The organism is Streptomyces anthophorae (genome assembly GCF_049310305.1).
GTDB lineage: Bacteria > Actinomycetota > Actinomycetes > Streptomycetales > Streptomycetaceae > Streptomyces.
In genome coordinates this window covers 8,646,579-8,670,623 of record NZ_JBLWQQ010000001.1, presented here as the reverse complement: position 1 = coordinate 8,670,623, position 24,045 = coordinate 8,646,579, and the positions used below count along the sequence as shown (strand labels likewise).

The following is a 24,045-nucleotide window of genomic DNA, read 5'->3' as shown; positions in this document are numbered from 1 at the left end:
GGACGTTCGGCCCTCCCTGACGGCCTCAGGCTCCGTCCTGCCGGTGCCGCTCATGGGTCTGCGTGGCGATGACCGCTGCCTGGATGCGGCGTTCCACACCGAGCTTGTTCAGCAGCCGTGAGATGTGGTTCTTGACCGTCTTCTCGGCGAGGTAGAGCCGCTGTCCGATCTGCCGGTTGGTGAGGCCCTCGCCGATCAGGTCGAGGATCTCCCGCTCGCGTTTCGTCAGCTGCGCCAACTCGTCCGGCTCCACGGCCTTCGTGGGCTCGCCGCGCAGCCGCGCCATGAGTTTCGTGGTGGCGCTCGCGTCGAGCAGCGACTGGCCGGACGCCACCGTGCGCACGGCCGTGACCAGGTTCGCGCCCTCGATCTGCTTCAGTACGTAGCCCGCGGCGCCGGCCATGATCGAGTCGAGCAGCGCCTCCTCGTCGTCGAAGGACGTGAGCATGAGGCAGGCGAGGTCGGGCATGCGCGAGCGCAGCTCTCTGCACACCGTCACACCGTCGCCGTCGGGGAGCCGGATGTCGAGCACGGCGACGTCAGGGCGCAGCGCCGGTATGCGTACCAGGGCCTGTTCGGCCGACGCGGCCTCGCCGACGACCGTGATGTCCTGCTCGTCCTCCAGCAGATCGTGCACACCGCGGCGCACCACCTCGTGGTCGTCGAGGAGGAACACCCGGGTCGGCGGCTTCGGGGCAAGGTGCTGGCTGTCCTGCATGGACGGCTCCTGTTCCTGGGTGTCGCTCTCTCACGGGCGGAGTCAACAGCCGCCCGGGCGAAGGCTGTCGGGCGCTCCTCGCGCCTCCCGATCCTTCGCGATCGCGCGCCCGGGGTCCAGGGCCGGTCGGCCCTAGTACGCCCGGGAATCCGCTCACTCGATGTCGAACGTCCCGTTCCCAGGGCTCCGGCGGGTCGCGGGGGCCACAGCGGCGTGATCCTGCTTGTTCCGGTCACAGGAACTCGACACGTGTGAAGGAGAATCGAACAGGACAGCCGGGTGAATCGCCGAGGGGGCGGGATGGAACAGCACGCACACGACCCACGCGAGCCTGCTCGCGCCGCGGCGCCGACGCCTCAGTCGCGCCTGGACAGGCTCATGGAGGACCTCCAGGACCAGGTTCAGCGCGTACGCACCACCCAGAACCGGGTGAACACGCTCCTTGAGGCGGTGCTCGCCATCGGCAGCGATCTGGATCTGGACGTGATGCTGCACCAGATCGTCGAGTCGGCCGTCCAGTTGGTCGACTGCCGCTACGGCGCGCTCGGCGTGGTCGACGACGAGGGCGGCATCAAGCAGTTCATCACCCACGGCATCGACGAGGAGACCATCAGGCGCATCGGTCACCACCCCCGCGGCGAGGGCATCCTCGGCCTGCTCATCCGCGATCCGCGTCCGCTGCGGCTCCCGGTCCTGAGCGATCATCCCGACTCCGTGGGATTCCCGCCCGGTCACCCTCCGATGACCACCTTTCTCGGCACCCCGGTCCAGCTCCGCGACCGGGTCTTCGGCAACCTCTATCTCACCGAGCGGAACGACGGCCGGGAGTTCGACGCGGACGACGAGGCGGTGCTGCGCGCCCTCGGCACCGCCGCCGGCGTGGCGATCGACAACGCACGCCTGTACGACGACGCCCGCCGCCGCGAACGCTGGCTCGCCGCGAGCAGCGAGCTCGCCCGCACCCTGCTCTCCGGGGCCGACCCCACCGAAGCACTCCAGTCGTTCATCGCCTCCGTGCGCGAGCTCTCCGAGGCGGACCTGGTGACTCTGGCGGTCCCGGTGGGCGGAACCGATGACCTCGTGGTCGAGGCGGCGGTCGGCCTCGGCGCGGAGCGCCTGCACGGACTGGCCCTGCCCGGCGGTACGAGCCTGGCGGCCAAGGTGTTCGGCTCCGGCGAGACGATCGTGAGTACGGCGCTGAGCGAGGACGCGCGGGCGGAGTCGGAGGGCGCGGCGGAGGAGCCCCGGCTGGGCTCCGCGTTCCTGATCCCCCTCGGCACCCACGAACAGGTGCGGGGAGTTCTCCAGGTGGCCAACCGGGAGAACGGCCGGGTCTTTCCCGACGCGACCATCGCGATGATCACCGGTTTCGCGGGCCATGCGGCCCTCGCACTGGAGATCGCCGAACACCGCCGTGACGCGGAGCAGTTGCTCGTCGCCAACGATCGCGACCGGATCGCCCGGGACCTGCACGATCTGGCCATCCAACGCCTCTTCGCCAGCGGTCTGAGCCTGCAGTCCGTTCTCAACCGGCTCACGGACCGGCCCGAAGCCGCCCAGCGGGTGCGGCGCGTGGTGGAGGACCTGGACGGGACGATCAAGGTGATCCGGTCCACCATCTACGCGCTGCGCCACACCGAGCGGGCGGAGACGGCCGGTCTCCGGGGTCGTCTGGTCGCCCAGGTGGCGCGCTCGGCCGAGGCACTCGGCTTCGCGCCGGCGTTGCGGATGAGCGGCCTGCTGGACACGGTCGTTCCCGAACAGCATGCCGAGCACGTGCTGGCGGTCCTGCACGAAGCGCTCTCCAACGTGACGCGGCACGCAGCGGCGACCGTCGTCGAGGTCTCGGTCGACGCGTCCCCGGACCTGCTGCGGCTGCGGGTCTCGGACAACGGCCGCGGCCTCGACCCTTCGGTCACCCGCCGCAGCGGACTCACCAATATGCGTACGCGCGCCGAGAGCCTCGGCGGCGCCTTCGCCGTCTCCGCGGGCAGCCCCACCGGCACCCTGCTCGAATGGTCCGTGCCACTGGGGCCGACGCCCGCGCAAGACGTGCGGGGCTCTTGACCGCTTCCTCATCGCCTACGCGCCGCGCGCGGACGTGAGCAGGCTCTCGCTGGACGCCGAGCGTGGGCTGGCCGCGCCCTCCGGGCCGTACCCCAGGCGCACCAGCATGTGGACGTGCCCCGTGTGCTCGGGTTCGGGGCGCAGGGTCCTGCGCAGGTCGGGCCACTCCATCGCCTGATGGAGCAGCGAGGACCGCAGGCCGTGGGCCGTCGCCACGAGCAGCACGTGCTGGAGAGCCTGCCCGGCCCGCACCCAGTCGGCCCGGCGGTCGTGCGCGGTGCTCAGCACGGCGATCACCGGGTGCCGCTCGAACTCCTGGGCCGACAGCCGCGCCACGTGCCGCTGCGCGGTGAAGTCCCGCATGGGGAGCTGCTCATGGGCGTCCTGCACTCCGAGGGTCGCACGCGGCATTCCGGCCGCGCCATGCTCGTACTCGTCCCGGTGCACCCAGCGACGGCTCTCGGACGCACGGTCGGGGTCGCGGCGGTTGCGCTCCTCTGCCTCCCGCGTGACATCCAGCAGGAAGGCCTTCTCGGCCGACGTCGGGAACGTCAGCACGCCCCCGCTCATGTGCGCCGCTTCGATCAGCTCGGCGCAGACGTCCGCGCTCAGCGGGCGGTTCGCGAACGGGAAACGCGAACTGTGGCGGCGCCATATGGCGTCGTACAGGTCGGTCCGATGGCCCTGGACACGCCGCTGCGGCGCCTGGACCGTGCGGACACTGGCCAGCAGTTCCGGGTCGTCGGGGTCGGGCAGCAGGCGCGTCACCGGCGTCCAGCCGTCATGGGCCACCGCGACACGGAGGTTGAAGACGGCCGCGCCGACCGACAGGTGCAGCGCCCGGCCGGTGGGGTCCGCCTCCCGCAGGCCCCGGTCCGGTGCGGCGCGCACCTCCACGGACGTGGTGTCGATGTCGAGGCGGAACCGCCACGGCTGTGTGTTGAAGATGGACGGTGCCGCGACCGCCGCCGACAGCCAGCCCTCCAGAAGCGATGCGTTCAATGGCGTGGTGATCATCACCACCACCTCCCAACCCGGGGCGTGCGAGGGCCTCTTCGCCCAGGGTGCGCATCGGGGCGGCGGACCGGAATGGGCCGGACGTCCCATACGCGCATGCCGATCGGGCCCTGCTCGCCGGCCCGGCCGGGTGGCAGCGTGAGAACGACGGGCCCCGGAGGCGGGCCCGGCCCGAAGGAGGCGGGAACAGTGGACCGAGAGATGATCGTGGGCATCGACGGCTCGGACCCGAGCCTGCAGGCCCTGGACTGGGCGGTCGACGAGGCCGTCCTGCGGAACACCGATCTGCGGATCGTGCACGCCTCGCGCTGGGAGCGGTACGAAGCGCTCCAGCCGTCCTCCGGTCTCACCCGGAGCGGTCTGCGCCAGCACGCGGAACATCTTGTGGCACAGGCCGTCGAGCGAGCCCAGAAGCGTGCCCCGCAGGCACGGGTCTCCAGCCACATCGCGGAGAAGGACCCGTCGGCCGCGCTCGTCGAAGCCTCGCGCGAGGCGGGCGTCCTGGTGGTGGGCAGCCGCGGCCGCGGCACGTTCACCGGCCTGCTGCTCGGCTCGGTGAGCCTGCCCGTGGCCGCCCACGCGGAGTGCCCGGTGATCGTGGTGCGGGGGAACGACAAGAACGTGCACGGAGGCTTCGGGCAGATCGTCCTCGGCGTCGGCGACCCCGAACGGGCCTCCGCGGCCGCGGAGTTCGCCTTCCGCGAGGCGGAACTGAGGCGGGCGGAGGTGCTCGCCCTGCGCGCCTGGCGCTGCCCCGCCCATGAGCTGCCCGACTACCCGACGGACGACAGCGAGGCCCATGTGGTGCGCGCCGAGAACGAGTTGACGACCGCGCTGCACGACCCCCGCGAGGCCCACGGCTCGGTGCGGGAGCACGCCGAACCCCGCGAAGGCCGGGCGCGTGACGTCCTGGTCGAGGCGTCCGCGCTCTCGGACCTCCTGGTCGTCGGAGCCCATCGCCGCCGCAGCTCGGTCGGTCTCCAACTCGGTCCGGTCGGCCACGCGGTGCTGCACCATGCGGCCTGCCCGGTCGCGGTCGTGCCGCACGACTGACGGCGGGCACCAGATCCCCGTTCGCGGTGTCACCCGTGGTTCGCGGTGTCACCCATGCGGCACCACCGCCACCGGGCACCCCACGTGGTGGATCGCCGCATGGGTCACCGCCCCCGAGTGCGGCCCGGGCGCGGCCGGTCGCGGCCGTCGGCCGACGACGAGCAGTCCCGCGCCGGCCGCCGCCCTGGGCACGTGGTGGGCGGGCCTGCCCTCCACCACGACCTCATTGACCGGCACCTTCGGGAACTTGGAGCGCCACACGCCCATCGCGGCCGCCAACCCGCTCTCCGCACGCTCCTTGGCCGCCGCGCGCTCGTCCCGGCCCACCAGCCCTTGCCGCAACGGAACGTGCCACACATGCACCACCCGCAGCGGCGCGTTCCGCAACTCCGCTGCGTGAAAGGCGAATTCGGCCACCGTGCCGCTCGGCTGCCGAAGATCCAGGGCCAGCATCACGTCGCGCGACGGGCCGCGCGCGCCCGCGGCACCGCCGAACGGCAGGCGCTCACTGTCCTGCGTGTACGCGGCCCGCACGAGTACCAACGGGCACTCCGTCCGGGCCGCGGCCGCCAGGGCCACCGAACCCGCGAGCACCCCGCTCACGCTCCCCAGCCCCTGGCTGCCCAGCACCAGCAGCTCGGCCGCTGCCGACTCGTCCAGGAGCGCCGGGACGGGCGACAATTTGACCTGTTCGGTGGACACGTACAACTTGGGGTAACTGCCGAGAAGTTGAGCACTCACGGAACGCAGTGCCCTGCGGGCCCAGTACTGCGGCGCACGCAGCTCGGGCAGCGTCACCTCCGCGCCCGGCTCGGGGAGTCCTTCCCAGGCGTGGACCAGACGCAGGGGCAGGCCGCGGCGGAGCGCCTCCCTGGCCGCCCAGTGCGCGGCGGCGGTGCTCTCACGCGAGCCGTCGACCCCGACGACGATCGGCTTGACCATGTCCGTCCCCCTCTCGCTCTCGCTCTCGGATGCGCGGCGCGGGCACCCTCACCGGGTGTCGCTCTCGTCCACCGGACCGAGTGCCGCCCGACCCGCTTCGAGCCGCGCCGCCGGGACCCGGAACGGCGAGCACGAGACGTAGTCGAGGCCGGCCCGGTGGAAGAAGTGGATGGAGGCGGGGTCACCGCCGTGTTCGCCGCACACTCCGGTCTCCAGGCCCGGGTTGGCGGCGCGTCCCGCGGACACCGCCCGCGTCACCAGCGCGCCCACCCCCTCCTCGTCGAGGCTCTCGAAGGGCGACACGGCGAAGATGCCGCGGTCCAGATAGAGCGGGAAGAAGGAGGCCTCGGCGTCGTCGCGCGACATGCCCCAGACGGTCTGCGTGAGGTCGTTGGTGCCGAAGGAGAAGTAGTCGGCGTGCGGTGCGATGCGGCCGGCCGTGAGGGCGGCGCGGGGCAGCTCGATCATCGTGCCGATCGGGCAGCGGATGCGGCGTTTCGTCGCGCGTGACACGTCCTCGATCACTCGTTCCGCCTCGGCCCGGGTCAGCCGGAGCTCGGCGGCGTCGGCCACCAGGGGGATCATGATCTCGGCGCGCGGCTCCCCTCCGTCCCGCAGGCGCCGGGCGACCGCCTCGGCAATGGCGCGGACCTGCGTGGCGAACAGCCCGGGGACCGCGAGCCCCAGACGTACGCCGCGCAGACCGAGCATCGGGTTCTGCTCGTGCAGTGCCCGTACGGCTGCCAACAGTTCGCGGGTGCGGGGATCCACCCGTTCGTCCGTCGCGACCCGGACCGACAACTCCGTCAGGTCGGGCAGGAATTCGTGCAGCGGGGGGTCGAGCAGCCTGATGGTGACCGGCAGCCCGTCCATGGCCCGCAGGATGCCGGTGAAGTCGTCCCGCTGAAGGGGCAGCAGCGCGTCCAGGGCCGCAGAGCGGCGGGACGCGTCGTCGCGCGCCAGGATCATATCCTCGACCAGGACGCGGCGTTCCCCGAGGAACATGTGCTCGGTGCGGCACAGCCCGATCCCCCGCGCTCCCAGACGCCGGGCGAGTGCCGCGTCCGCCGGGGTGTCGGCGTTCGCCCTGACCTCGAGGCGGGCGGCCGCGTCGGCGTGCGTGAGGGCGCGCAGCACCGCCGCGTCCAACGCTCCCCTGTGCACCCCGGTTTCGACGGTTTCCCGGACCTCGGAGTCCACCAGGGGCAGCGCCCCGAGGTGGACCGTTCCCTCGGTGCCGTCGACGGAGACGGTGTCGCCCTCGTGGACCACCACGCCCGAGGGCGCGGTCAGCCGACGGGCCGCGGTGTCGACGGTGAGGGTGTCGGCGCCGCAGACACAGACCTTGCCCATTCCGCGGGCCACCACCGCGGCATGGCTGGTCTTCCCGCCGCGACTGGTGAGCACGGCCTCCGCGACGATCATGCCGGGCAGGTCGTCCGGCGTGGTCTCGCGCCGCACGAGGACGACCCGTTCACCGGCCTTGTGCCGACGTACCGCGCTCTGCGAGTCGAAGACGACCGCGCCCACCGCCGCGCCGGGCGACGCGGGCACGCCGCGGGCGAGCGGCACGTCGGAGGACCGCCGGGCGAAGCGCGGGAACATCAGCCGGTTCAGGGCCGTGCCGTCGACGCGCTTCAGCGCCGCGTCCTCGGTGACGCGCCGCTCGTCGACCAGGTCGTACGCGATGCGGAAGGCCGCCTCCGCCGTCCGCTTGCCGATCCGGGTCTGCAGGATCCACAGGGTGCCGCGCTCGACGGTGAACTCGACGTCGCACATGTCGCGGTAGTGCCGCTCCAACGTCCGCAGGTGCTCGGCGAGTTCGGCGTACACGTCCGGCCGATCCCGGCGCAGCGCGTCGAGTGGCAGTGCGTCGCGCACCCCGGAGACGACGTCCTCGCCCTGGGCATTGGGGAGGTAGTCGCCGTACAGGCCGGGGGCTCCGGTCGCGGGGTCCCGGGTGAAGGCGACGCCGGTGCCGGAGTCCGGCCCGAGGTTGCCGAACACCATGGCCTGGACGTTGACGGCGGTGCCGAGGTCCTCCGGGATGTGCTCGCGGGTCCGGTAGATCCGGGCGCGTTCGCTGTTCCAGGAGGTGAAGACGGCCCGCACGGCCCGCTGGAGCTGCTCGACGGGGTCCTGGGGGAAGTCCGATCCGCTCTCCCGCCGGATCAGCGCCTTGAACTCCGCGACCAGGTCCCCCAGTTGAACGGCGTCCAGTTCGCTGTCGTCCTTGACGGCGCACGCCCGTTTGTGGTCGTCGATGAGGTTCTCGAACAGCTCCGCGTCGACGCCCATGACCGTGTGCCCGAACATCTGCAACAGCCGCCGGTACGAGTCCCAGGCGAACCGCTCCTGCCCGGTGGCGCGGGCCAGACCCTCGACGCCCGCGTCCGCCAGGCCGATGTCCAGGATCGTCTCCATCATCCCCGGCATGGAGAACCTGCCGCCGGAACGCACCGACACGAGCAGCGGATTCTCCGCGGCCCCCAGGGTGCGCCCCACGGCGCGTTCGAGAGCCGCCAGGTGCTGCGCCACCTCGACGCCCAGGTCCGTCGGTTCCGAGCCGGTGGTCAAGAACGCCCGGCACGCCTCGGTGGTCACCGTGAAGCCAGGAGGAACGGGCAGTCCCAGGCGGCTCATCTCGGCGAGACCCGCTCCCTTGCCGCCGAGCAGGTCGGCCATGTCGCGGCCGCCGTCGGCGAAGGCGTACACGTACTGCTTGGGCTTGCTCATGGCATCCCCTTCAGGAGTGCGGCACGACGGCGACGGGGCAGCGGGCGTGGTGGATCACCGCGTGGGTGACCGGACCGTTGCGGTGGCCGGGCAGATGACTTTCGCGCGTGCGCCGCCCGACCACGACGAGGCCCGCCCCCTCCGTCGCGTCCAGCAGCGGCCCAGCGGCCCGCCCTTCGACGACCGCGGCGCTCACCTCGACGCCGGGGAACTTGCCGCGCCACGACTCCAGTACGGCCTGCTGGAAGCCGTGCCACTCGTCCGCCCGCCGCGGGCCCTCGGCGAGGGCGAGCTCGCCCGGACCCAGCGTGTAGAAGGCGGGACCGTGCCAGGCGGACACGACGCGCAACGGCACACCATGCAGGGCGGCCGCCGCGAAGCCGAACGCGATCACCTCGTCGCACGGGTCGGCGAGATCGAGCCCCAGCACCACCTCCTCAGCGGCCGTACGGGGCCGCTCGGACGCACCGGCCCGGACGAGCACCACCGGCACGGTCGCGGCGGCCGCGACGTGCTGCGCGACGGATCCCGCGACCACGCCGCCGATGGCGCCCAGCCCTCGCGACCCGAGAACCAGCAACTCGGCCTGCCCACCGGCCCGGATCAACGCGCTCGAAGCCGGCCCCTCCACGGCATCGGCGGTCACGCTCAGGTCCGGGAAGGCGGCACGCACGCCTGCTTCCGCCGCGCCCAGCGTCGAACGCGCCCGCTCCCGCTGGGCGGCACTGGCCTGGAAGACGCCGGCAGGCACGTCCGACGTGGGGTGCGGGCTCCAGTTCCAGGCGTGCACCAGCCTCAACGGCCTTTCACGCAGGGCCGCTTCCCTGGCCGCCCACCGCGCGGCGGTCCTGCTCTCGGGCGACTCGTCCACTCCGGCGACCACAGCTCGCAGCATGGCGCGGCACCCTCCGTGAGGTCGGTTGCTCCGTCCGAGTTCATCGTTGCGCCGGGGGTGCGGCTCCAGGAGGGGCCGCCGGTCCCCGGGGAGGGCCGTTCGGCCCATGCCGGTCGCGCCCCGTGCTTGACCCCGCGAGCCGGCTCGTCCGTAATGTCGATGCACGGACGCCCGCTCGACGAACGCGGTGCACGGCGAAAGAGGCGAGGACCGGTGAACAAGGACCGCTACGAGCAGGAGCTGTACCGGTTGCAGACGGAGCTGGTGAAGCTCCAGAGCTGGGTGCGCGCGGAGGGCGCCCGGCTGGTCGTGGTCTTCGAGGGGCGCGACGCCGCGGGCAAGGGCGGCACCATCAAACGGGTCGCCGAGCACCTCAATCCGCGGGTCGCCCGGATCGTCGCCCTGCCCGCCCCGACCGAGCGGGAACGCACGCAGTGGTACTTCCAGCGGTACGTGGAACACCTGCCGGCCGCCGGCGAGATCGTCCTGTTCGACCGCAGCTGGTACAACCGGGCGGGCGTGGAGCACGTGATGGGGTTCTGCACACCGACCGAGCACCGGCGCTTCCTCCATCAGTGCCCCATCTTCGAGCGGCTGCTGGTGGAGGACGGGGTCCTGTTGCGCAAGTACTGGTTCTCGGTGAGCGACGCCGTACAGGAACAGCGGTTCCACCGCCGCCTAGAAGATCCCACCCGGCGCTGGAAGCTGTCCCCGTTGGACATCGAGTCGATCACCCGCTGGGAGGCGTACTCGCGGGCCAAGGACGAGATGCTGGTGCACACCGACATCCCGGAGGCGCCCTGGTACGTCGTCGAGAGCGACAACAAGCGCAGCGCGCGCATCAACATGATCGCGCACCTGTTGTCGACGATCCCCTACCGGGACGTCCCGCCGCCCCAGCTCGAACTCCCGGCGCGACCGCCCGCCACGGGCTACCAGCGCCCGCCGCGGGATCTCCAGACGTTCGTGCCGGATCACGCCGCCGACGTGAAGTAGCTGTCGGCTTCCGCCCGTCGCGCCCCGCCGGAGGAGACATCCGGTGGTGGTCGTGAATCGTCCCGAACACTTCGATCGGCATCACCCGCACCTCGTCGTCGGCGTGGACGCGGGCTGGGAGGGAAAGCGCCAGCGGCGTCGACCCACCCACCCCGTCCGTGCTCAACTCCGGTGGTTCCGTGGGGGTCTGGTGGTCTACATATGGCTGTCCGCGACGCTCCCCCGAAGCGTCTCCTTCGTATGGAACGCGACGCACACGACATCGCGATCGCCGTCGGTCCAGGTGCCCTTCGACGGGTAATAGCCGAGAAAATCCAAGACCGAACGCCGGTATTCGATTCCCACGTAGGTCTCGAACTTCCGCTCGCAGACTTCGTCGAACGTCGCTTTCGCCTTGCGGTCCCCGGGGAAGGGAGCAGCGGCGGGCCATGTCGTGCCGGCCCAGAACACTTCGGCTTCGTGCTCGACTTCGCAGGACACCACTCGGACGGGATCGGGAAGCCCCTTGTATTCCGCCCCTCGAATCCCCTTCGCCTCGAAGCACTCGCCGGTTCGCAGCTCGGACGACATCTTCCATTTGCCGGGCGGGGTCTCGTTTTCCGGTTGTCCTCCCCGGCTCGCGGAGATCAACGACGGAACGAGCAACAAGACGACAACCGCGACGCCCGCACCCGCGCCGGCGAGAGCGAACCCTCTGACAACCGCACGGCGGTCGACGCGACGCACGGAGCCCGGATCGGTCCCGTCATCGTCCCGCCTGTTCCTGACGCGTCTCCTCAACCAGGCAGCAGTCGGCGGAACAAGTGTGGCAAAGGTGTAGATCAGCGTTTGCCACACAGCCGCCAGGTCCCCCCACCTCATGCTGCCGAGCGTATGGCGGGCTCCACGAATGGTCGAGATGTCATTGCCCCGCTCCTCGGGGGCTCCTCGGGGGAACCACATGCCGACCTGATGCGGATCGACGACGGGGAGCAGCCTCTCGAAGCCATGGGCCCTCGCCCGGACGCCCGGGCAGGGGCCGTTCGGCCCACGGTCGAGGCCCAACAGATCTCGCCGCCCCCTCGGGCACTGCGCCACCGTGGATGCCCAGGACCCGTTCGCCCCGTCCTCTCGGAGGTGACCGAAGATGCCCGTACGCGTCGAAGCCGAACTCGATCTGCCTCTGTCCCGCTGGCTGTGGCTGGTGAAGTGGCTGCTGCTGATCCCCCACTACATCGTTCTCTTCTTCCTCTGGATCGCGTTCACCGTCACGACCGTGATCGCGTTCTTCTCCATCCTGTTCACGGCGCACTACCCGCGGCCCCTGTTCGACTTCAACCTGGGTGTGCTGCGCTGGAGTTGGCGCGTGGCCTACTACTCGTACGGCGCGCTGGGCACCGACCGGTACCCGCCCTTCAGCCTCGGTGAGGAATCCGGCTACCCGACCCGCCTCGCCATCGACCGCCCGCCACGCTTGTCCCGCGGTCTGGTCCTGGTGAAATGGTGGCTGCTGGCGATCCCGCACTACCTCGTCGTCGGGCTCTTCCTCGGCGGATACCACCTGGGAGGATGGGACGGGGGCCTGATCTCCGTACTGACGCTGATCGCCGGGGTGGCACTCGCGTGCACCGCCAAGTACCCCAAGGGCCTGTTCGACCTGGTCGTCGGACTCAATCGGTGGGTACTGCGCGTGGCCGCCTACGTCGCCCTGATGACCGACGTCTACCCACCGTTCCGTCTCGACATGGGCGGAGCGGAGCCGGGCGCCCCGGTGGACCACACTCCGTGAGCGTGGCACGCGGCGCCCCGTCACCGGCTCACGGTCCTGCGCGCCCGCCCCGGGCGGGCAACGGCCACAGCCGTACCGGACGTTTGGCGGCGAGGTCCTCGACCCAGCCGGCGAGCACGATCGCCGCGCCGATGAGCGGCCAGACGATCAGGAACAGGAACCACTGGGAGCCGAGCGGGAGAGCCTTCTCCAGTGCGGGCACCTGCCACATCCGGTCGATGAGGACCACGCCGAGGACCAGGGCCACCTCGTGCCACAGATAGACGGTGACGGCCCGCGCGTTGAGCAGGACCACTGTGGCGTGCACAGGCCGCAGGCGTCGTACCCACTGGTCGCCGCTCGGGGACAGACGCAACAGGAGAAGGACGAAGCCGAAGGACCACAGGGCCTGTGCCAGCGGGATCTCGCCGAGGTCGTACCCGACGTCGCCTCCGTGCGCGAGGGCGAACCAGCCGCCGAGTGCCATGGCGAGTGCCGTCAGCAGGACCACCCGGCCGAGCGGCAGCCGATCCAGGAGCCGGTCACGGTGCGCGAAGCCCAGCAGCCAGCAGGCCGCGAACGTGACCAGGTCGGTGACGGGCCCCTCCAGACGCTCGGGCGTCGGCATACGCCCACTCTGGGCGAGGGCGGCGAGCGCGAGGAACGCGGTCAGGCACCACCACGGCCGACGGCGGAAGAGCCGCAGCAGGAGCGGGGAGAGCACGACGAAGAGAAGGTAGGCGCGGATGTACCAGATGGGTGCGGCGATCTGCTGGGCCCAGTCGCTGTCGGCCGCGGCGGGATCGTTCAACGGCACGATCCACCACAGCAGATCGACACTCCCGCTGCGTGCGGGCCTCCAGCCCGAGACGAACATCGCGGTGACCACGCACACGGCGAACAGCCACAGCGGCGGCAGCAGCCTGCGCATCCGGGCCCGTACGACGGCCGGCGCGCTGCGGTCGCGTCGGTCGAGGGAGCGGGCCATCAGCGAACCGGCCAACGCGAACATCACTCCCATGGCAGGGAAGGCGAAGGTCAGCCAGGCCCAGTTGAAGGTGTGGTATGTGACCACCCGCACCAGGGCGAGGGCGCGCAGGAAGTCCAGGTAGAGATTGCGGGGTGCCTTCCGGCCCCGCGCCGACGGCGTTCCCGGTACGGGAACGGAGGACGTGGCCGGCGCGGGCCCCCAGGGCAGTGCGGGCGCCGTCACCCGTCCCGTGCGGCGCAGCTTGTGCCAGCGCAGCCGGGCCCCGGTCACCGCGGTGGCGCACGACTGCAGCAGTACCAGGTAGAGCAGTTGCCGGTAGACGATCTGCTGGAGCGGCAGGGCCCACAGGGACCGCAGCTTCTCCCCGTCGAGGTGCAGTGCGTAGCCGGCGCACAGCGTCTGCAGGGCGAGCAGTCCGCCCCATACGAGGAGCGTGCGCCGAGGGTCCTGGAACAGCAGGCCGTACAGCAGGAACAGGTCGACAAGCGGTGCGAGCAGCGGGGTGACCGCTGTGAACAGCACGACGAGGACGAGACCGTAGCGTCCGAAATGGCCGGCGTGGCCGCGCTCCACGACGGCATGGCGGTGTTTCCACATCGACTGGAGCGTGCCGTAGCTCCAGCGGTAGCGCTGCCGCCAGAGCTGGCCGAGGCTTCCGGGTGCTTCGGTCCAGCCGCGGGCGCGCTCCTCGTAGACGACGTCCCAACCGCCGCGGTGCAGCGCCATGGTGAGGTCGGTGTCCTCGGCGAGGGTGTCACCGCTGAGTCCGCCGACGTTCCGAAGAGCGGAGCGGCGGAAGGCACCGACGGCCCCGGGCACGGTCGGGATGCAGCGGAGCAGGTCGTACATCCGCCGGTCGAGGTTGAGGCCCATCACGTACTCGAGGTGCTGCCACGTCCCCAGCAGGCGGGAGCGGTTGCCGACCTTGGTGTTTCCCGCGACGGCGCCGATCCGGGCGCGTGCGAACGGCTGGACGAGGCGGTGCACCGTGTCGGGTTCGAAGACGGTGTCGCCGTCCATCATGACGAGCAGGTCGTGGGAGGCGCGGGCGATCCCTGTGTTGAGGGCGGCCGCCTTTCCCTGATTGGGCTGTCGAATCAGCACGACGCCCGGCAGGCCGAGCGATTTCACGACGGCGGCCGTGTCGTCGGTGGAGCCGTCGTCCACCACGACGACTTCGACGGGGTGCGTGCTGCCGGTCACCGACAAGAGCGTCTGGGCGATGCACGCGCTCTCGTTGTAGGCCGGGATGATCACACTGACCGGTTCCGTGACCTCTGGCCCCCAGGCGAAGCCTGGACGGGCGCGCAGATGGGCGTGGTGGTGGGCCAGGAAGAGCATCGCCATCAGGCGCAGGAGCAGCAGTGCGCCGACCACCACGAGCAGCACGGCCAGGAAGGGCACGACCTGGTCCGCGGTGACGACCGCGAGGACGAGGACCCGGCCGCTCCACAACTCCGTTCCACGAACGGGCTGTTGCGCGCCGTCGGCACCGAGCGCCTCGCTGACCGTGGCGAACCGGTAGCCGCGCTGCTTGAGCTCCGGCACGATCCGCTCGAGTGCGCGGACCGTCTGGGAACGGTCCCCTCCGGAGTCGTGCAGCAGGACGACGGCGCCGCGGCCGTACAGCGGCCGCGTGACATGATCGACGATCGCGTCGGCCCCCGGCCGCCGCCAGTCCTCGCTGTCCACGTCCTCGAAGACGGTGAGATAGCCCTTGTCGCCGAGCCGCCGCACCACGGGCCAGGACCGATTGTCCAGATCCGCCGCCCTGGAGGAGTACGGCGGGCGCACCAGCGTGCTGTGCGCACCCGCCGCGCCCGCCAACGCCAGCTGCGTCTGGGCCAGTTCACGGTCGAGCCGGGCCTGCGTGCTGTGCACGAGTTCGGGGTGGGTGAAGGTGTGGATCCCGATCTCGTGCCCGGACGCGGCCAGGTTCCGCACGATCCCGGGTTGCCGCGCGGTCGCCGCCCCGATGACAAAGAACGTGCCGTCGACGTGGTTGCGGTCCAGTACCCGCTGCACGCGTGGCGTCCACGTCGGATCGGGTCCGTCGTCGAAGGTGAGGGCGACCACGTGGTCCGGCATGCGGTGGCCGCGCGGTCGGGAGCCGCTGAAGTCCACGACCGGGCCGCCCCGCAACACTTCACGGGGGACGCGGTCGGACGCGACAGGCCGGTGCGCGCGGTGGTCCGCGCCGAACTCTCCGTGGACATAGCCGTGCAGGAGCAGTACCCCGACAGCCATCGCCAGCGCGAACAGCAGGAGCGCAGGCCACGGCCCCGGGCCGCGAGCGCGGCGCCGACTCGTTCTGGCCCGGGACTGCTGCGCGCTCATGGCCCTCTCCTGCCGCCGGCGGGAACCGGCGGCGCGGTTCCCGCCCGGTCACACTCCGGCCCGGGCGGCGACCAGGCGGGCGCCGTCGGCGAGCGTGGTCAGGTCCTGGTAGTCGTCCTCGTCGAGACGGACCCCCGTCAGTCCGGACAGTGCCTCGACGAATCGCAGGAAATCGAGCGAGTCCACCTCGAGGACCTCGCGGAACTTCTCGTCGGGGCCGAGCGAAGCGAGTTCGGCGTCCGGTACGACGCCGTTGAGTGCCTCCGTGACGAGGCCGAGTGCCTGTTCGTGGGTCATAGCTCCTCCGGATGTTGCAGCAGGCGGTCGACTGTCGTGAGGTAGCGGGCTCCCACCACGCCGTCGGACGCCCGGTGGTCGGCGCTGAGCGTCACGGTCACCGAAGGGTGCACGCCGAGCAGTCCGTTCACCGCGCACGGGCGGTCGGTGACGGCACCGAAGCCGACGAGGGCGACCTGGGGCGGGTGGATGACGCCGAACACGGTCTCGACGCTCTGGTCGCCGAGGTTGGTCACGGTGAGCGTCGCACCGGTCAGTTCGCTCGCCCGCAGCCGGCCGGTGCGGGCCCGGCCCGCCAGGTCCTTCACCTCGGCCATGAGCGCGGCGAGTTCGAGCTCGTCCGCGCCCCGCAGGACGGGAGTCAACAGGCCACCGCCGCGCAGCGACACGGCCATGCCGAGATGGACGCCGTCACCCGCTTCGAAGTGGTCGTCACGCCAGAAGCCGTTGAGATCGGGGACCTGCCGTGCCGAACGAGCCGCGGCTTTGAGGAGCAGCGCCGCGGGCAGCACCCGCTCGGCCACGGGACGCCGGCGGTTGCTGGTGTGCAGCCAGGCGAGCGCCGTGGCGAGGTCGACGGTGGTGGAGAGGTAGTAGTGGGGGATCTCGCGCTTCGAGCGGGCCATCAGGCGGGCGATGCTGCGGCGCATGGCCGTACCGTCGCCGTGGTCGTCGGATGTGCGGGCCGCCGGTGCCGGCCGTGAGCCGGTCGCGGGCGAGGACGTCGCGGCTGCGCGCACGTCCGCCGCGCGTACGGCGCCCAGTTCGCCCGTTCCCGTGAGCGCGGTGAGATCGATGCTCAGCTCCTCGGCGACCTTCCGTGCGTACGGGGTGGCCCGCACGCGTACGGTCCCCAAGGACGTCGCGCGCTCGACGTCGTGGCGGGTGACGCGCCCGCCGCGCCCCGTGCCCCTCATCCTGGCGAGGTCCAGGTGCTTGTCCTTCGCAAGATGCCGCACCAGGGGGCCGGTGGCGGGCTGAACGGCGACCGGAACCCTGGTCGCCGGCTCGACGGTTCGCGCCACGGTCTCCTCGGCAGGGCCCGCGAGGACAGCGGCGGGCGCGTGCCGATCGTTCGCCGCGGCCTGCCCGCCCGCCGCCTCGATCACAGCGAGAGGGGTCCCCACGGGCACCCGAGTGCCCGGCTCGACCAGCAGGGCGCCCACGGTGCCGCTCTCGAAGCACTCCACCTCGATGGTCGCCTTGTCCGTCTCGACGACCGCGACCACGTCCCCCTTCGCCACCCGTGCTCCCGGCGCGACCAGCCACTCCTGCACTGTGCCCTCGTCCATGTCGGCGCCCAGCGACGGCATGGTGAACTCGGCCATCTCAGCCCACCGCCTCCCGTGCGGCCTTCACGATGTCGGCGATCTGGGGCAGCGCCGCGGCCTCCAGCTGACGCGCGTAGGGGATCGGGACCTCCGCACTGCACACCCGCCGCACGCAGGCGTCGAGCGCGTAGAAGGCCTGTTCAGCGATCCGCGCCGAGACCTCGGCGGCCAGGGAGCCGGTGCGCCACGCCTCGTCGACGACCACGGCCCTGTGGGTGCGGAACACCGATTCGATGATCGTGGTGTCGTCGAGGGGGCGCAGGCTTCGCAGGTCCACGACCTCCGCCGAGACACCCACCGCGGCGAGCTCGTCCGCGGCTGCCAGGGTCTTGGGCAGGCACCCTCCGTACGTGATGAGACTGACGTCCGTTCCGGGGCGACGGATCACCGCCCGGTCCAGTGGCAGCGGCTCGGCTGCCGGATCGAGTTCTCCGGAGGCGTTGTAGAGCGTGCCGTGCTCGAAGATCAGGACCGGGTCGGGGTCGGCGAGCGCCGGGCCCAGCATGTGCCGGGCGTCCTCGATCGTCGCGGGCGCGAGCACCCTAAGGCCCGGAATGTGCGCGTACCAGCCCTCCAGGCTGTGGGAGTGCTGCGCGGCGAGCTGCCGGCCGGCTCCCGTCGTCATCCTGATCACCAGCGGCACGGGCAGCTGACCGCCCGACATGTGCAGCAGAGTGGCTGCGTTGTTGAGGATCTGATCGAGGGCCAGCAGGCTGAAGTTGACCGTCATGATCTCGACGATCGGCCGCATCCCGGCCAGCGCCGCGCCGATCCCCGCGCCGACGAACGCCGACTCCGACAGTGGCGTGTCCCGGATGCGCTCGGGGCCGAACTCCTCCAGCAGGCCGAGGCTGACCCCGAAGCAGCCGCCGTACGCACCCACGTCCTCGCCCATGAGGAACACCCGCTCGTCCGCACGCAACGCGTCGCGCATCGCCTCCCGAAGCGCCTCCCGGTAGGTGGTCTTGTGTTCGGCGGCGGACGCGTCGCTCGACGTGGCCTTCGCACTCGTCTCCGGCGCCGTCGGGTCGTGCACACTCTCGGCGGTCATGACCGCGCCTCCTCCTTCTCCGGCTCCTTGCCCGCCCCGCTGGTGACGTGCAGCAGCAGGTCCTCGACGGGTTCGGCCGCGGCCAGATCGGCGGCCTCGACCGCGCGCTCGATCTCGGCGTTCACCCGCGTCTCGATGGCCTGCAGACGCGCCGCGGGCAACGCGTGTTCGCGGCGCAACCGGTCGGCGAACGTGACGAGGGGATCCCGCTTCTTCCACCGTTCGATCTCGCTCTTGTCGCGGTAGCGGTCGGGGTCGTACATCGAGTGGGCCCGGAAGCGGTAGGTCCGCAGTTCCAGGAAGTGCGGGCCGCCGCCCGCGCGGATCGCCTCGGTGGCCCGCCGCGCGGCGGTTTCGACGGCCTCGACGTCCATGCCGTCGACTCCCCAGGCGACCATGCCGTAGGAGGACGCCCGCAGCGCCAGATCGGTCTGTGCCTGGGCCCGGTCGAGCGCGGTCCCCATCGCGTACTGGTTGTTCTCGCAGACGAAGAGCAGCGGCAGTCCCCACAGGGCGGCCAGGTTGGCGGTCTCGTGGAACTCGCCCTCGGCCACCGCCCCGTCCCCGAAGAAGCAACAGGTCACGCGGGAGCGGCCGTTCATCCGGTCGGCGAGGGCGAGTCCCGCGGCCAGCGGGAGGCCGCCCCCGACGATCGCGTTGCCGCCGTAGAAGCGCCGGTTCGCGTCGAAGAGGTGCATCGAGCCTCCGCGTCCGTGGCTGCATCCGGTGCTCTTGCCGAACATCTCGGCCATCACGGCTTCCGTGGTGAGTCCGCGCGCGAGCGCGTGCCCGTGCTCCCTGTACGTCGACACGATCGCGTCGTCCAGGGACAACGCCTCATTGACACCGACGGCGACGGCCTCCTCCCCGATGTAGAGGTGGACGAAGCCGCGGATGCGGGCGGCGCTGTACAGCTCCACGCAGCGTTCCTCGAAGCGCCGGATGCGCAGCATGGACTCCAGCAGCTTCTGCCCGTGTTCCGTACGCGCCTTCTGAGCCGCGGCCCGCTGGTTCGACGCGCCTGCGGCGCGCGTGGTGCGCTTGGTGGTCATGACGCCTCCTCCGGCCCCTCCAGGGTCGAGAGGTCTCCTTCGGGCAGTCCCTGTTCACGGGCCCTCAGCAGTCGTCGCATGACCTTTCCGCTGCGGGTGTGCGGCAGCCGCTCGTCGAAGGCGAGCTCGCGCGGGGCAACGGCGGGGCCGAGCCTGCGTCGCGCGAAGGCGAGCAACTCCCTTTCGAGCTCCGGCCCTTGCTCGTGACCGGGCCTGAGCGACACGAAGGCCTTGACGATGTTCCCGGCCACCGGATCGGGGCGCCCCACGACCCCGGCCTCCGCGACGGCCGGATGCTCCATGAGGACGCTCTCGACCTCGAACGGCCCGATGAGGTGACCCGACGACTTGATCACGTCGTCCGCCCGGCCGACGAACCAGTACCAGCCGTCGGCGTCCCGGCGCACCAGGTCCCCCGTGAGGTACCAGCCGTCCACGAAGGCCTCTTCGTAGCGCGCCTTGTCATGGAGGTAGCCACGGAACATCGAGGGCGAATCGGAGCGCAGCGCCAACTCGCCCTCGACGTCCGGCGTTTCAAGAACGTGTACGTGCCCGTCGGGGCCGACCCTCGCCCGTCCGTCGGCGTCCTGTTCGAGCACGGCCGCGCTGACACCGGGCAGCGGCCGTCCCATCGATCCAGGCCGGATCTCGCAGGCCGCGAAGTTGGCGATCATGATGGAACCCGTCTCGGTCTGCCACCAGTTGTCGTGCACGGGCAGTCCGAGGACCTCCTGCCCCCACACCACGGCCTCGGGGTTGAGGGGCTCGCCCACGGAGGCGATGAAGCGCAGGGCCGACAGGTCGAAGGAGCGCGGGAGGCTGTGGTCCCCCTGGCGCGGCGTGGTGCGCATGAGCATGCGCAGCGCCGTGGGAGCGGTGTACCAGACGCTCACGTGCTGCTCGGCCAGGATCCGGTACCAGCGCCGGGCGTCGAAGTCGCCCTCGTCCACGATCAGGGTCAGGCCGTGGGTGAGCGGGGCGATGACCCCGTACGACATGCCGGTCACCCAGCCGGGGTCGGCGGTGCACCAGAACACGTCGTCATGGTGCAGGTCCAGCGCATAGGCGGCGCTCACATGGTGTGCGAGCACGGCTTCATGAACGTGCACGGCCCCCTTGGGGGCAGCGGTCGTGCCACTGGTGAAGTGCAGGAGGGCCATGTCCTCGCCGCTCGTCGGCGGGATGGTGAACTCGGGCGGGGCCGCGGCCATCAGCTCGTCGAAGGACTGCGTGCCGGGCAGGTCCTCCGCCCCCTCCCCCACAATCAGCACGTGCCACAGACCGGGGAGAGCGTCCCGGATGCCGGCGACCTTGCGCCGGTAGAGGGCAGCAGTGGTGACCAGGACCCTCGCCTCGCTCAGCGCGAGGCGCTGACGTACTGGTTCCGGGCCGAACGCGGAGAACAGCGGGCACAGGACGCTGGTGTTCTTCAGCGTGCCGAGGACGACGGTGAACAGGTCGGGCCCGCGCCCCATGAGCGTGCACACGCGGTCACCGCGGCCGATGCTCAATGAACGCAGGACGTTCGCGAACCGGTCGGAGCGCCGGGCGAGTGCGGCGTAGGTGACGGTGGTGAGGGCGTCGTCGCGTCCGACGCAGCGCAGCGCCGCCGTCTCACCGTGCCCCGCGTCGACATGCCGGTCGACCGCCTCGTACGCCATGTTCAGGCCGCACCCGCCCGGCAGGCCGTGCAGCTGCCCGCGCGCGTTGGACCAGGTGAACCAGCGGCGCTCCCGCTCGTAGTCGGCCAGGTTCGGTGCCGCACGGAACGCTGTTGCCTCCGTCGGCTTGTGGATGGTCTGCCACGGCATGACGGCCCCTCCCTTTGACTGCGGCTCCTGCTCCGACCCTCCGCCCGGACGCCGGGGGCCTGCGCGGGCCGAACGACCCCGAACAGGGGGCCGGCCGGACCTCATTCGGCACTGTCGAGGCACTCACGGGCCAGCTCTCGCAGCCGAGCGGACTTCTCCCGCAGGAACGCCCCTTCCTCGAGCCAGCGCCGTCGCGCCCAGATCCGTCGGCGTGACGGCTGGCGCCTGCGCCAGTCCTCGTACGCGAAGCGGGTGCAGGCATCCTCGACCGCGAGCACCATCACGCTCGGCAGCCACCGCACCGCCTCGACGCCCACCGTGCGCCTCGCGTACCGCAACCGGAGCATGTCGGACCGCGTCCGACGGAACCGGCGCCAGAGGACGTTCTCCATGCCAACCTCCCTGCGATTACGGCCACTTGGGAAGACGCACAACCGCATGGTGCGCGGTGGAAGCCCTCGCGGCATGGGGCCGGTCGGCCCCGAACCCCGGACCGCCCGCCCCTGGCCCGTGCCCGCACGCCGGAGCACACTCGCCACCGTGCGACAGGCGCACCGGACCGAACGCCCACCGCCGCGTCGTGGTCCTGCCGCACGACGGCACGGCGTCGGCGCCCACATCAACGTCAGGACATGTCATGAACCCCGCCGACCCCACCCCTGCCACGCGCCTCGCTTCGGCCGGCCCCGCACCCTCCGGGCACGTGGAAGTCGTGCATCGCACGCTGGAGGCGTACACCGCCCAGGTGCGCGGACACGAGGTCACCGTCGATCAGCCCGTGACGTCGGGCGGCCGGGACGAGGGCCCCACTCCGGTGGAACTGTTCGTCGCGTCGCTCGCCTCCTGCGTCGCCTACTACGCCGGTCGTTTCCTTCAGCGTCACCAGCTGCCGTACGAAGACCTGCGGGTCGACGCCGACTTCGTCATGGCCGCGGACCGGCCGGCGCGCGTCGCCTCCGTGGATCTGCGGATCCGTCCGCCGGACGGCCTGAGCGCGGCGCGTCTGGAGGGCCTGCGCGCCGTCGCGTCCCACTGCACGGTCCACAACACTCTGGGGAGCCCGCCCCGGATCACCGTCGAGACGTGCTGACGTACGACCGGGGCGGCCGCTGATGAGCGTCCTGCGCACCTTCGGCTGGTCCATCGGCGTCACGGTGACGGTTCTGGCCGCCGCCCTGTTGTCGTGGGGCCCGCAAGGCCTGGGCTCCGTGGCTGTCCTCGGTGTCCTGGAGGTCTCGTTGTCATTCGACAACGCGGTCATCAATGCCACGGTGCTGCGGCGCATGAACGCCTTCTGGCAGCGGATGTTCCTGACCGTGGGCATCCTGATCGCCGTCTTCGGGATGCGACTCGTACTGCCTCTGCTGGTCGTCGCGGCGGCCACACGACTCGGTCCAGGGGCCGTCCTCGATCTCGCGATCAGCGAACCCGCCGCGTACGCCGAGCACCTCCATCGGGCGCACCCTGCCATCGCCTCGTTCGGCGGGATGTTCCTGCTGATGATCGCCCTCGACTTCTTCCTCGCTCCACGCGAGATCCGCTGGCTGAAGCCCTTTGAGCAACCCCTCGCGCGACTAGGGCGGTTCGACAGGCTCGCGGTGCTGGTCGCGCTGAGTGTGCTGGCAGTCGCGGCCATGGCACTGGCGGGGGACGCCGTAACGACCGTGCTCGTCAGCGGTCTGCTGGGGTTGCTGAGCTACCTGGTGGTCCGTGGCCTGTCCGCACACTTCGAACAGCGCGACGGCGGGGGCGCGTCGGCCGCCGGCCGCGCCGGCCTCTTCCTCTTCCTGTACCTCGAAGTGCTCGACGCGTCCTTCTCGTTCGACGGCGTCGTCGGCGCGTTCGCCATCAGCCAGAACGTCTTCCAGATCGCCCTCGGTCTGGGGATCGGCGCCATGTTCATCCGTTCGCTGACCGTCCAGCTGGTGCGCAAGGGTGTACTCGACGACTACGTCTACCTGGAGCACGGCGCCCACTACGCGATCGGAGCACTCGCCCTGATTCTCCTGCTGACGATCCGTTACGCCGTGCCCCAGGCCGTCACCAGCGGAGTCGGAGTCGCTTTCATCCTGGCCGCGTTCCTCTCGTCGCTCTCCCGCAACCGCCGCGTGGCGGCCTCACGACCCGGCGGAGGACGCGGAGGACTGGTCAGGAGTGGCGGTGGTGGCGCCGGTGGTGGGCGATGATGTGCCGCCGCCACCGGTCGGGCCGGTACTCGTGGGGCTCGACGGCTCCGGGCTGGTGGGCGGCGCCGACGTCGGCGCGGTCGGCGAACCGGTCGTGGGATGCGCCGGCGGCGGGACGACACTGCCGGAGGGCGCGGTACCCGACTCCGACGGACTCGGCGCGGGTGGATGCGGAGCCGGTGACGCGGAGGGTGTCACGGACGGCGGCACCGGGCTGCGCAGGCGTTCGGGAGGCGTCGAATGGTGCTGAACCGTCCCGGGCTCCCTGGACGGCACACCGGGCACCGGAAGCACCGATCGCGGCGCGAACGGAGTCGCTCCCATGAGACTCAGTACCAGCACGAGCACGTACCCGGCACACAGCGCGGCGGCCGCGTACACGAGACGCCGGACGACTCGTCCGCGCCGGCCGGTGGCGTCGACAAAGACCGGGGTGCGCGCCCCGGCCCCCGAGCCGCTGAGCCGTGCACGCAACAGGGGCAGGGTCCGTGTCCGTGACCGTCCTTCGCCGTCGGGCCGCGGGTCACGACCAGGCCGTCCCTTCCTGTGCAACAGCATGGCCACCCACCCTCCATCCGGAACGCTCCCTCCTGGCGGCATGCTCCCGCGCGCCCGCGCCCTCGCGGATGGGCCCCATGGCCCCTATGGGGGCCGGGCGGCCTCCTCCCGCGGAGGCAACGGGCGAGACATGGTGGTGGCAGAAAGGGAATCCAGCGGAAGACAGCGGAGACCGTGAAAGGACGGCGCTCCATGTACGCGTTCGCGATGCTCGCACTGCTCGGCCTCGCCGTGCTCGCCGTGGCTCAGGCCGCCCACCG

Annotated in this window: 20 protein-coding genes; 7 read left to right on the top strand and 13 right to left on the bottom strand. The window is 71.3% G+C overall.

Annotated features, from left to right (window positions below):
- Nucleotides 1–25: 25 nt before the first annotated feature.
- Nucleotides 26–718, bottom strand: coding sequence for a response regulator (locus ACNYS0_RS39500; protein WP_422481164.1), 693 nt, complete (start codon nt 716–718; stop codon nt 26–28).
- 300 nt (nt 719–1,018) lie between these two features.
- Here ACNYS0_RS39500 and ACNYS0_RS39495 point away from each other — a divergent pair, with 300 nt between their 5' ends.
- Nucleotides 1,019–2,785 (top strand): GAF domain-containing sensor histidine kinase, encoded by a 1,767-nt coding sequence (locus ACNYS0_RS39495; protein WP_422481162.1) that lies wholly within the window; start codon nt 1,019–1,021, stop codon nt 2,783–2,785.
- Nucleotides 2,786–2,800: 15 nt separating this feature from the next.
- Here the strand turns inward: ACNYS0_RS39495 and ACNYS0_RS39490 are convergent, their stop codons facing one another.
- Nucleotides 2,801–3,802 (bottom strand): Acg family FMN-binding oxidoreductase, encoded by a 1,002-nt coding sequence (locus ACNYS0_RS39490; protein ID WP_422481160.1) that lies wholly within the window; start codon nt 3,800–3,802, stop codon nt 2,801–2,803.
- A 189-nt stretch (nt 3,803–3,991) separates the two neighbouring features.
- Here ACNYS0_RS39490 and ACNYS0_RS39485 point away from each other — a divergent pair, with 189 nt between their 5' ends.
- Nucleotides 3,992–4,855, top strand: a complete 864-nt coding sequence (locus tag ACNYS0_RS39485; RefSeq protein ID WP_422481158.1) for a universal stress protein — start codon at nt 3,992–3,994, stop codon at nt 4,853–4,855.
- Nucleotides 4,856–4,903: 48 nt separating this feature from the next.
- On the opposite strand, the gene ACNYS0_RS39480 is transcribed toward ACNYS0_RS39485, so the two are convergent.
- Genes ACNYS0_RS39480 through ACNYS0_RS39470 form a run of 3 tightly spaced genes read right to left on the bottom strand, consistent with a single transcriptional unit; the run spans nt 4,904 to nt 9,428 of the window.
- A complete protein-coding gene (locus ACNYS0_RS39480; RefSeq protein WP_422481156.1) occupies nt 4,904–5,797 on the bottom strand; it encodes a universal stress protein in 894 nt (297 codons plus the stop codon).
- Nucleotides 5,798–5,845: 48 nt separating this feature from the next.
- Entirely contained in the window at nt 5,846–8,533 is a 2,688-nt protein-coding gene (ppdK, locus tag ACNYS0_RS39475; RefSeq protein WP_422481154.1) for a pyruvate, phosphate dikinase, read from the bottom strand.
- Between the two features lie 10 nt (nt 8,534–8,543).
- A complete protein-coding gene (locus tag ACNYS0_RS39470) occupies nt 8,544–9,428 on the bottom strand; it encodes a universal stress protein (protein WP_422481152.1) in 885 nt (294 codons plus the stop codon).
- Nucleotides 9,429–9,587: 159 nt separating this feature from the next.
- Between ACNYS0_RS39470 and ppk2 the strand changes: the two genes are divergently transcribed.
- Nucleotides 9,588–10,424, top strand: coding sequence for a polyphosphate kinase 2 (ppk2, locus tag ACNYS0_RS39465; RefSeq protein ID WP_422481150.1), 837 nt, complete (start codon nt 9,588–9,590; stop codon nt 10,422–10,424).
- A gap of 195 nt (nt 10,425–10,619) precedes the next feature.
- On the opposite strand, the gene ACNYS0_RS39460 is transcribed toward ppk2, so the two are convergent.
- Nucleotides 10,620–11,285 (bottom strand): septum formation family protein, encoded by a 666-nt coding sequence (locus ACNYS0_RS39460; RefSeq protein WP_422481148.1) that lies wholly within the window; start codon nt 11,283–11,285, stop codon nt 10,620–10,622.
- A 265-nt stretch (nt 11,286–11,550) separates the two neighbouring features.
- On the opposite strand from ACNYS0_RS39460, the gene ACNYS0_RS39455 reads away from it, so the two are divergent.
- Nucleotides 11,551–12,192, top strand: coding sequence for a DUF4389 domain-containing protein (locus ACNYS0_RS39455; protein WP_422481146.1), 642 nt, complete (start codon nt 11,551–11,553; stop codon nt 12,190–12,192).
- 28 nt (nt 12,193–12,220) lie between these two features.
- On the opposite strand, the gene ACNYS0_RS39450 is transcribed toward ACNYS0_RS39455, so the two are convergent.
- The 7 genes from ACNYS0_RS39450 to ACNYS0_RS39420 all read right to left on the bottom strand — a co-directional run bounded on the left by ACNYS0_RS39450 (nt 12,221) and on the right by ACNYS0_RS39420 (nt 21,433).
- Nucleotides 12,221–15,499, bottom strand: a complete 3,279-nt coding sequence (locus ACNYS0_RS39450; RefSeq protein WP_422481144.1) for a glycosyltransferase — start codon at nt 15,497–15,499, stop codon at nt 12,221–12,223.
- Nucleotides 15,500–15,547: 48 nt separating this feature from the next.
- Nucleotides 15,548–15,796, bottom strand: a complete 249-nt coding sequence (locus tag ACNYS0_RS39445) for an acyl carrier protein (protein ID WP_422481142.1) — start codon at nt 15,794–15,796, stop codon at nt 15,548–15,550.
- Nucleotides 15,793–17,124 carry a dihydrolipoamide acetyltransferase family protein gene (locus ACNYS0_RS39440; RefSeq protein ID WP_422481140.1) on the bottom strand — a complete coding sequence of 444 codons (1,332 nt, stop codon included), beginning with the start codon at nt 17,122–17,124 and terminating at the stop codon, nt 15,793–15,795. The genes ACNYS0_RS39445 and ACNYS0_RS39440 overlap by 4 nt, the downstream gene beginning before the upstream one ends.
- Before the next feature lies 1 nt (nt 17,125).
- Nucleotides 17,126–18,178, bottom strand: coding sequence for an alpha-ketoacid dehydrogenase subunit beta (locus ACNYS0_RS39435; protein ID WP_422481138.1), 1,053 nt, complete (start codon nt 18,176–18,178; stop codon nt 17,126–17,128).
- The gene (gene pdhA / locus ACNYS0_RS39430; protein WP_422481136.1) at nt 18,175–19,230 is read right to left on the bottom strand and encodes a pyruvate dehydrogenase (acetyl-transferring) E1 component subunit alpha; all 1,056 of its coding nucleotides are present in this window, start codon (nt 19,228–19,230) and stop codon (nt 18,175–18,177) included. Before pdhA ends, ACNYS0_RS39435 begins: the two co-directional genes overlap by 4 nt.
- Nucleotides 19,227–21,041 carry an acetate--CoA ligase gene (gene acsA, locus ACNYS0_RS39425; protein ID WP_422481134.1) on the bottom strand — a complete coding sequence of 605 codons (1,815 nt, stop codon included), beginning with the start codon at nt 21,039–21,041 and terminating at the stop codon, nt 19,227–19,229. Before acsA ends, pdhA begins: the two co-directional genes overlap by 4 nt.
- A 101-nt stretch (nt 21,042–21,142) precedes the next feature.
- Nucleotides 21,143–21,433 (bottom strand): hypothetical protein, encoded by a 291-nt coding sequence (locus ACNYS0_RS39420; protein ID WP_422481132.1) that lies wholly within the window; start codon nt 21,431–21,433, stop codon nt 21,143–21,145.
- Nucleotides 21,434–21,678: 245 nt separating this feature from the next.
- Between ACNYS0_RS39420 and ACNYS0_RS39415 the strand changes: the two genes are divergently transcribed.
- The 3 genes from ACNYS0_RS39415 to ACNYS0_RS39405 are packed head-to-tail and all read left to right on the top strand — an operon-like array spanning nt 21,679 to nt 23,477.
- Nucleotides 21,679–22,131 carry an OsmC family protein gene (locus ACNYS0_RS39415; protein ID WP_422481130.1) on the top strand — a complete coding sequence of 151 codons (453 nt, stop codon included), beginning with the start codon at nt 21,679–21,681 and terminating at the stop codon, nt 22,129–22,131.
- A 22-nt stretch (nt 22,132–22,153) separates the two neighbouring features.
- Complete coding sequence (locus tag ACNYS0_RS39410) at nt 22,154–23,227, top strand: DUF475 domain-containing protein (RefSeq protein ID WP_422481128.1); 1,074 nt, start codon at nt 22,154–22,156, stop codon at nt 23,225–23,227.
- Complete coding sequence (locus ACNYS0_RS39405) at nt 23,202–23,477, top strand: hypothetical protein (RefSeq protein ID WP_422481126.1); 276 nt, start codon at nt 23,202–23,204, stop codon at nt 23,475–23,477. The genes ACNYS0_RS39410 and ACNYS0_RS39405 overlap by 26 nt, the downstream gene beginning before the upstream one ends.
- Nucleotides 23,478–24,045 lie beyond the last annotated feature (568 nt).

What these genes read in the sequence shown, in the direction of transcription:
- ACNYS0_RS39500 (WP_422481164.1), bottom strand. Translation starts at nt 718, where the DNA reads ATGCAGGACAGCCAGCACCTTGCCCCGAAGCCGCCGACCCGGGTGTTC.
- ACNYS0_RS39495 (WP_422481162.1), top strand. Translation starts at nt 1,019, where the DNA reads ATGGAACAGCACGCACACGACCCACGCGAGCCTGCTCGCGCCGCGGCG.
- ACNYS0_RS39490 (WP_422481160.1), bottom strand. Translation starts at nt 3,802, where the DNA reads ATGATCACCACGCCATTGAACGCATCGCTTCTGGAGGGCTGGCTGTCG.
- ACNYS0_RS39480 (WP_422481156.1), bottom strand. Translation starts at nt 5,797, where the DNA reads ATGGTCAAGCCGATCGTCGTCGGGGTCGACGGCTCGCGTGAGAGCACC.
- ppdK (WP_422481154.1), bottom strand. Translation starts at nt 8,533, where the DNA reads ATGAGCAAGCCCAAGCAGTACGTGTACGCCTTCGCCGACGGCGGCCGC.
- ACNYS0_RS39470 (WP_422481152.1), bottom strand. Translation starts at nt 9,428, where the DNA reads ATGCTGCGAGCTGTGGTCGCCGGAGTGGACGAGTCGCCCGAGAGCAGG.
- ppk2 (WP_422481150.1), top strand. Translation starts at nt 9,588, where the DNA reads ATGCACGGACGCCCGCTCGACGAACGCGGTGCACGGCGAAAGAGGCGA.
- ACNYS0_RS39460 (WP_422481148.1), bottom strand. Translation starts at nt 11,285, where the DNA reads ATGAGGTGGGGGGACCTGGCGGCTGTGTGGCAAACGCTGATCTACACC.
- ACNYS0_RS39455 (WP_422481146.1), top strand. Translation starts at nt 11,551, where the DNA reads ATGCCCGTACGCGTCGAAGCCGAACTCGATCTGCCTCTGTCCCGCTGG.
- ACNYS0_RS39450 (WP_422481144.1), bottom strand. Translation starts at nt 15,499, where the DNA reads ATGAGCGCGCAGCAGTCCCGGGCCAGAACGAGTCGGCGCCGCGCTCGC.
- ACNYS0_RS39445 (WP_422481142.1), bottom strand. Translation starts at nt 15,796, where the DNA reads ATGACCCACGAACAGGCACTCGGCCTCGTCACGGAGGCACTCAACGGC.
- ACNYS0_RS39440 (WP_422481140.1), bottom strand. Translation starts at nt 17,124, where the DNA reads ATGGCCGAGTTCACCATGCCGTCGCTGGGCGCCGACATGGACGAGGGC.
- ACNYS0_RS39435 (WP_422481138.1), bottom strand. Translation starts at nt 18,178, where the DNA reads ATGACCGCCGAGAGTGTGCACGACCCGACGGCGCCGGAGACGAGTGCG.
- pdhA (WP_422481136.1), bottom strand. Translation starts at nt 19,230, where the DNA reads ATGACCACCAAGCGCACCACGCGCGCCGCAGGCGCGTCGAACCAGCGG.
- acsA (WP_422481134.1), bottom strand. Translation starts at nt 21,041, where the DNA reads ATGCCGTGGCAGACCATCCACAAGCCGACGGAGGCAACAGCGTTCCGT.
- ACNYS0_RS39420 (WP_422481132.1), bottom strand. Translation starts at nt 21,433, where the DNA reads ATGGAGAACGTCCTCTGGCGCCGGTTCCGTCGGACGCGGTCCGACATG.
- ACNYS0_RS39415 (WP_422481130.1), top strand. Translation starts at nt 21,679, where the DNA reads ATGAACCCCGCCGACCCCACCCCTGCCACGCGCCTCGCTTCGGCCGGC.
- ACNYS0_RS39410 (WP_422481128.1), top strand. Translation starts at nt 22,154, where the DNA reads ATGAGCGTCCTGCGCACCTTCGGCTGGTCCATCGGCGTCACGGTGACG.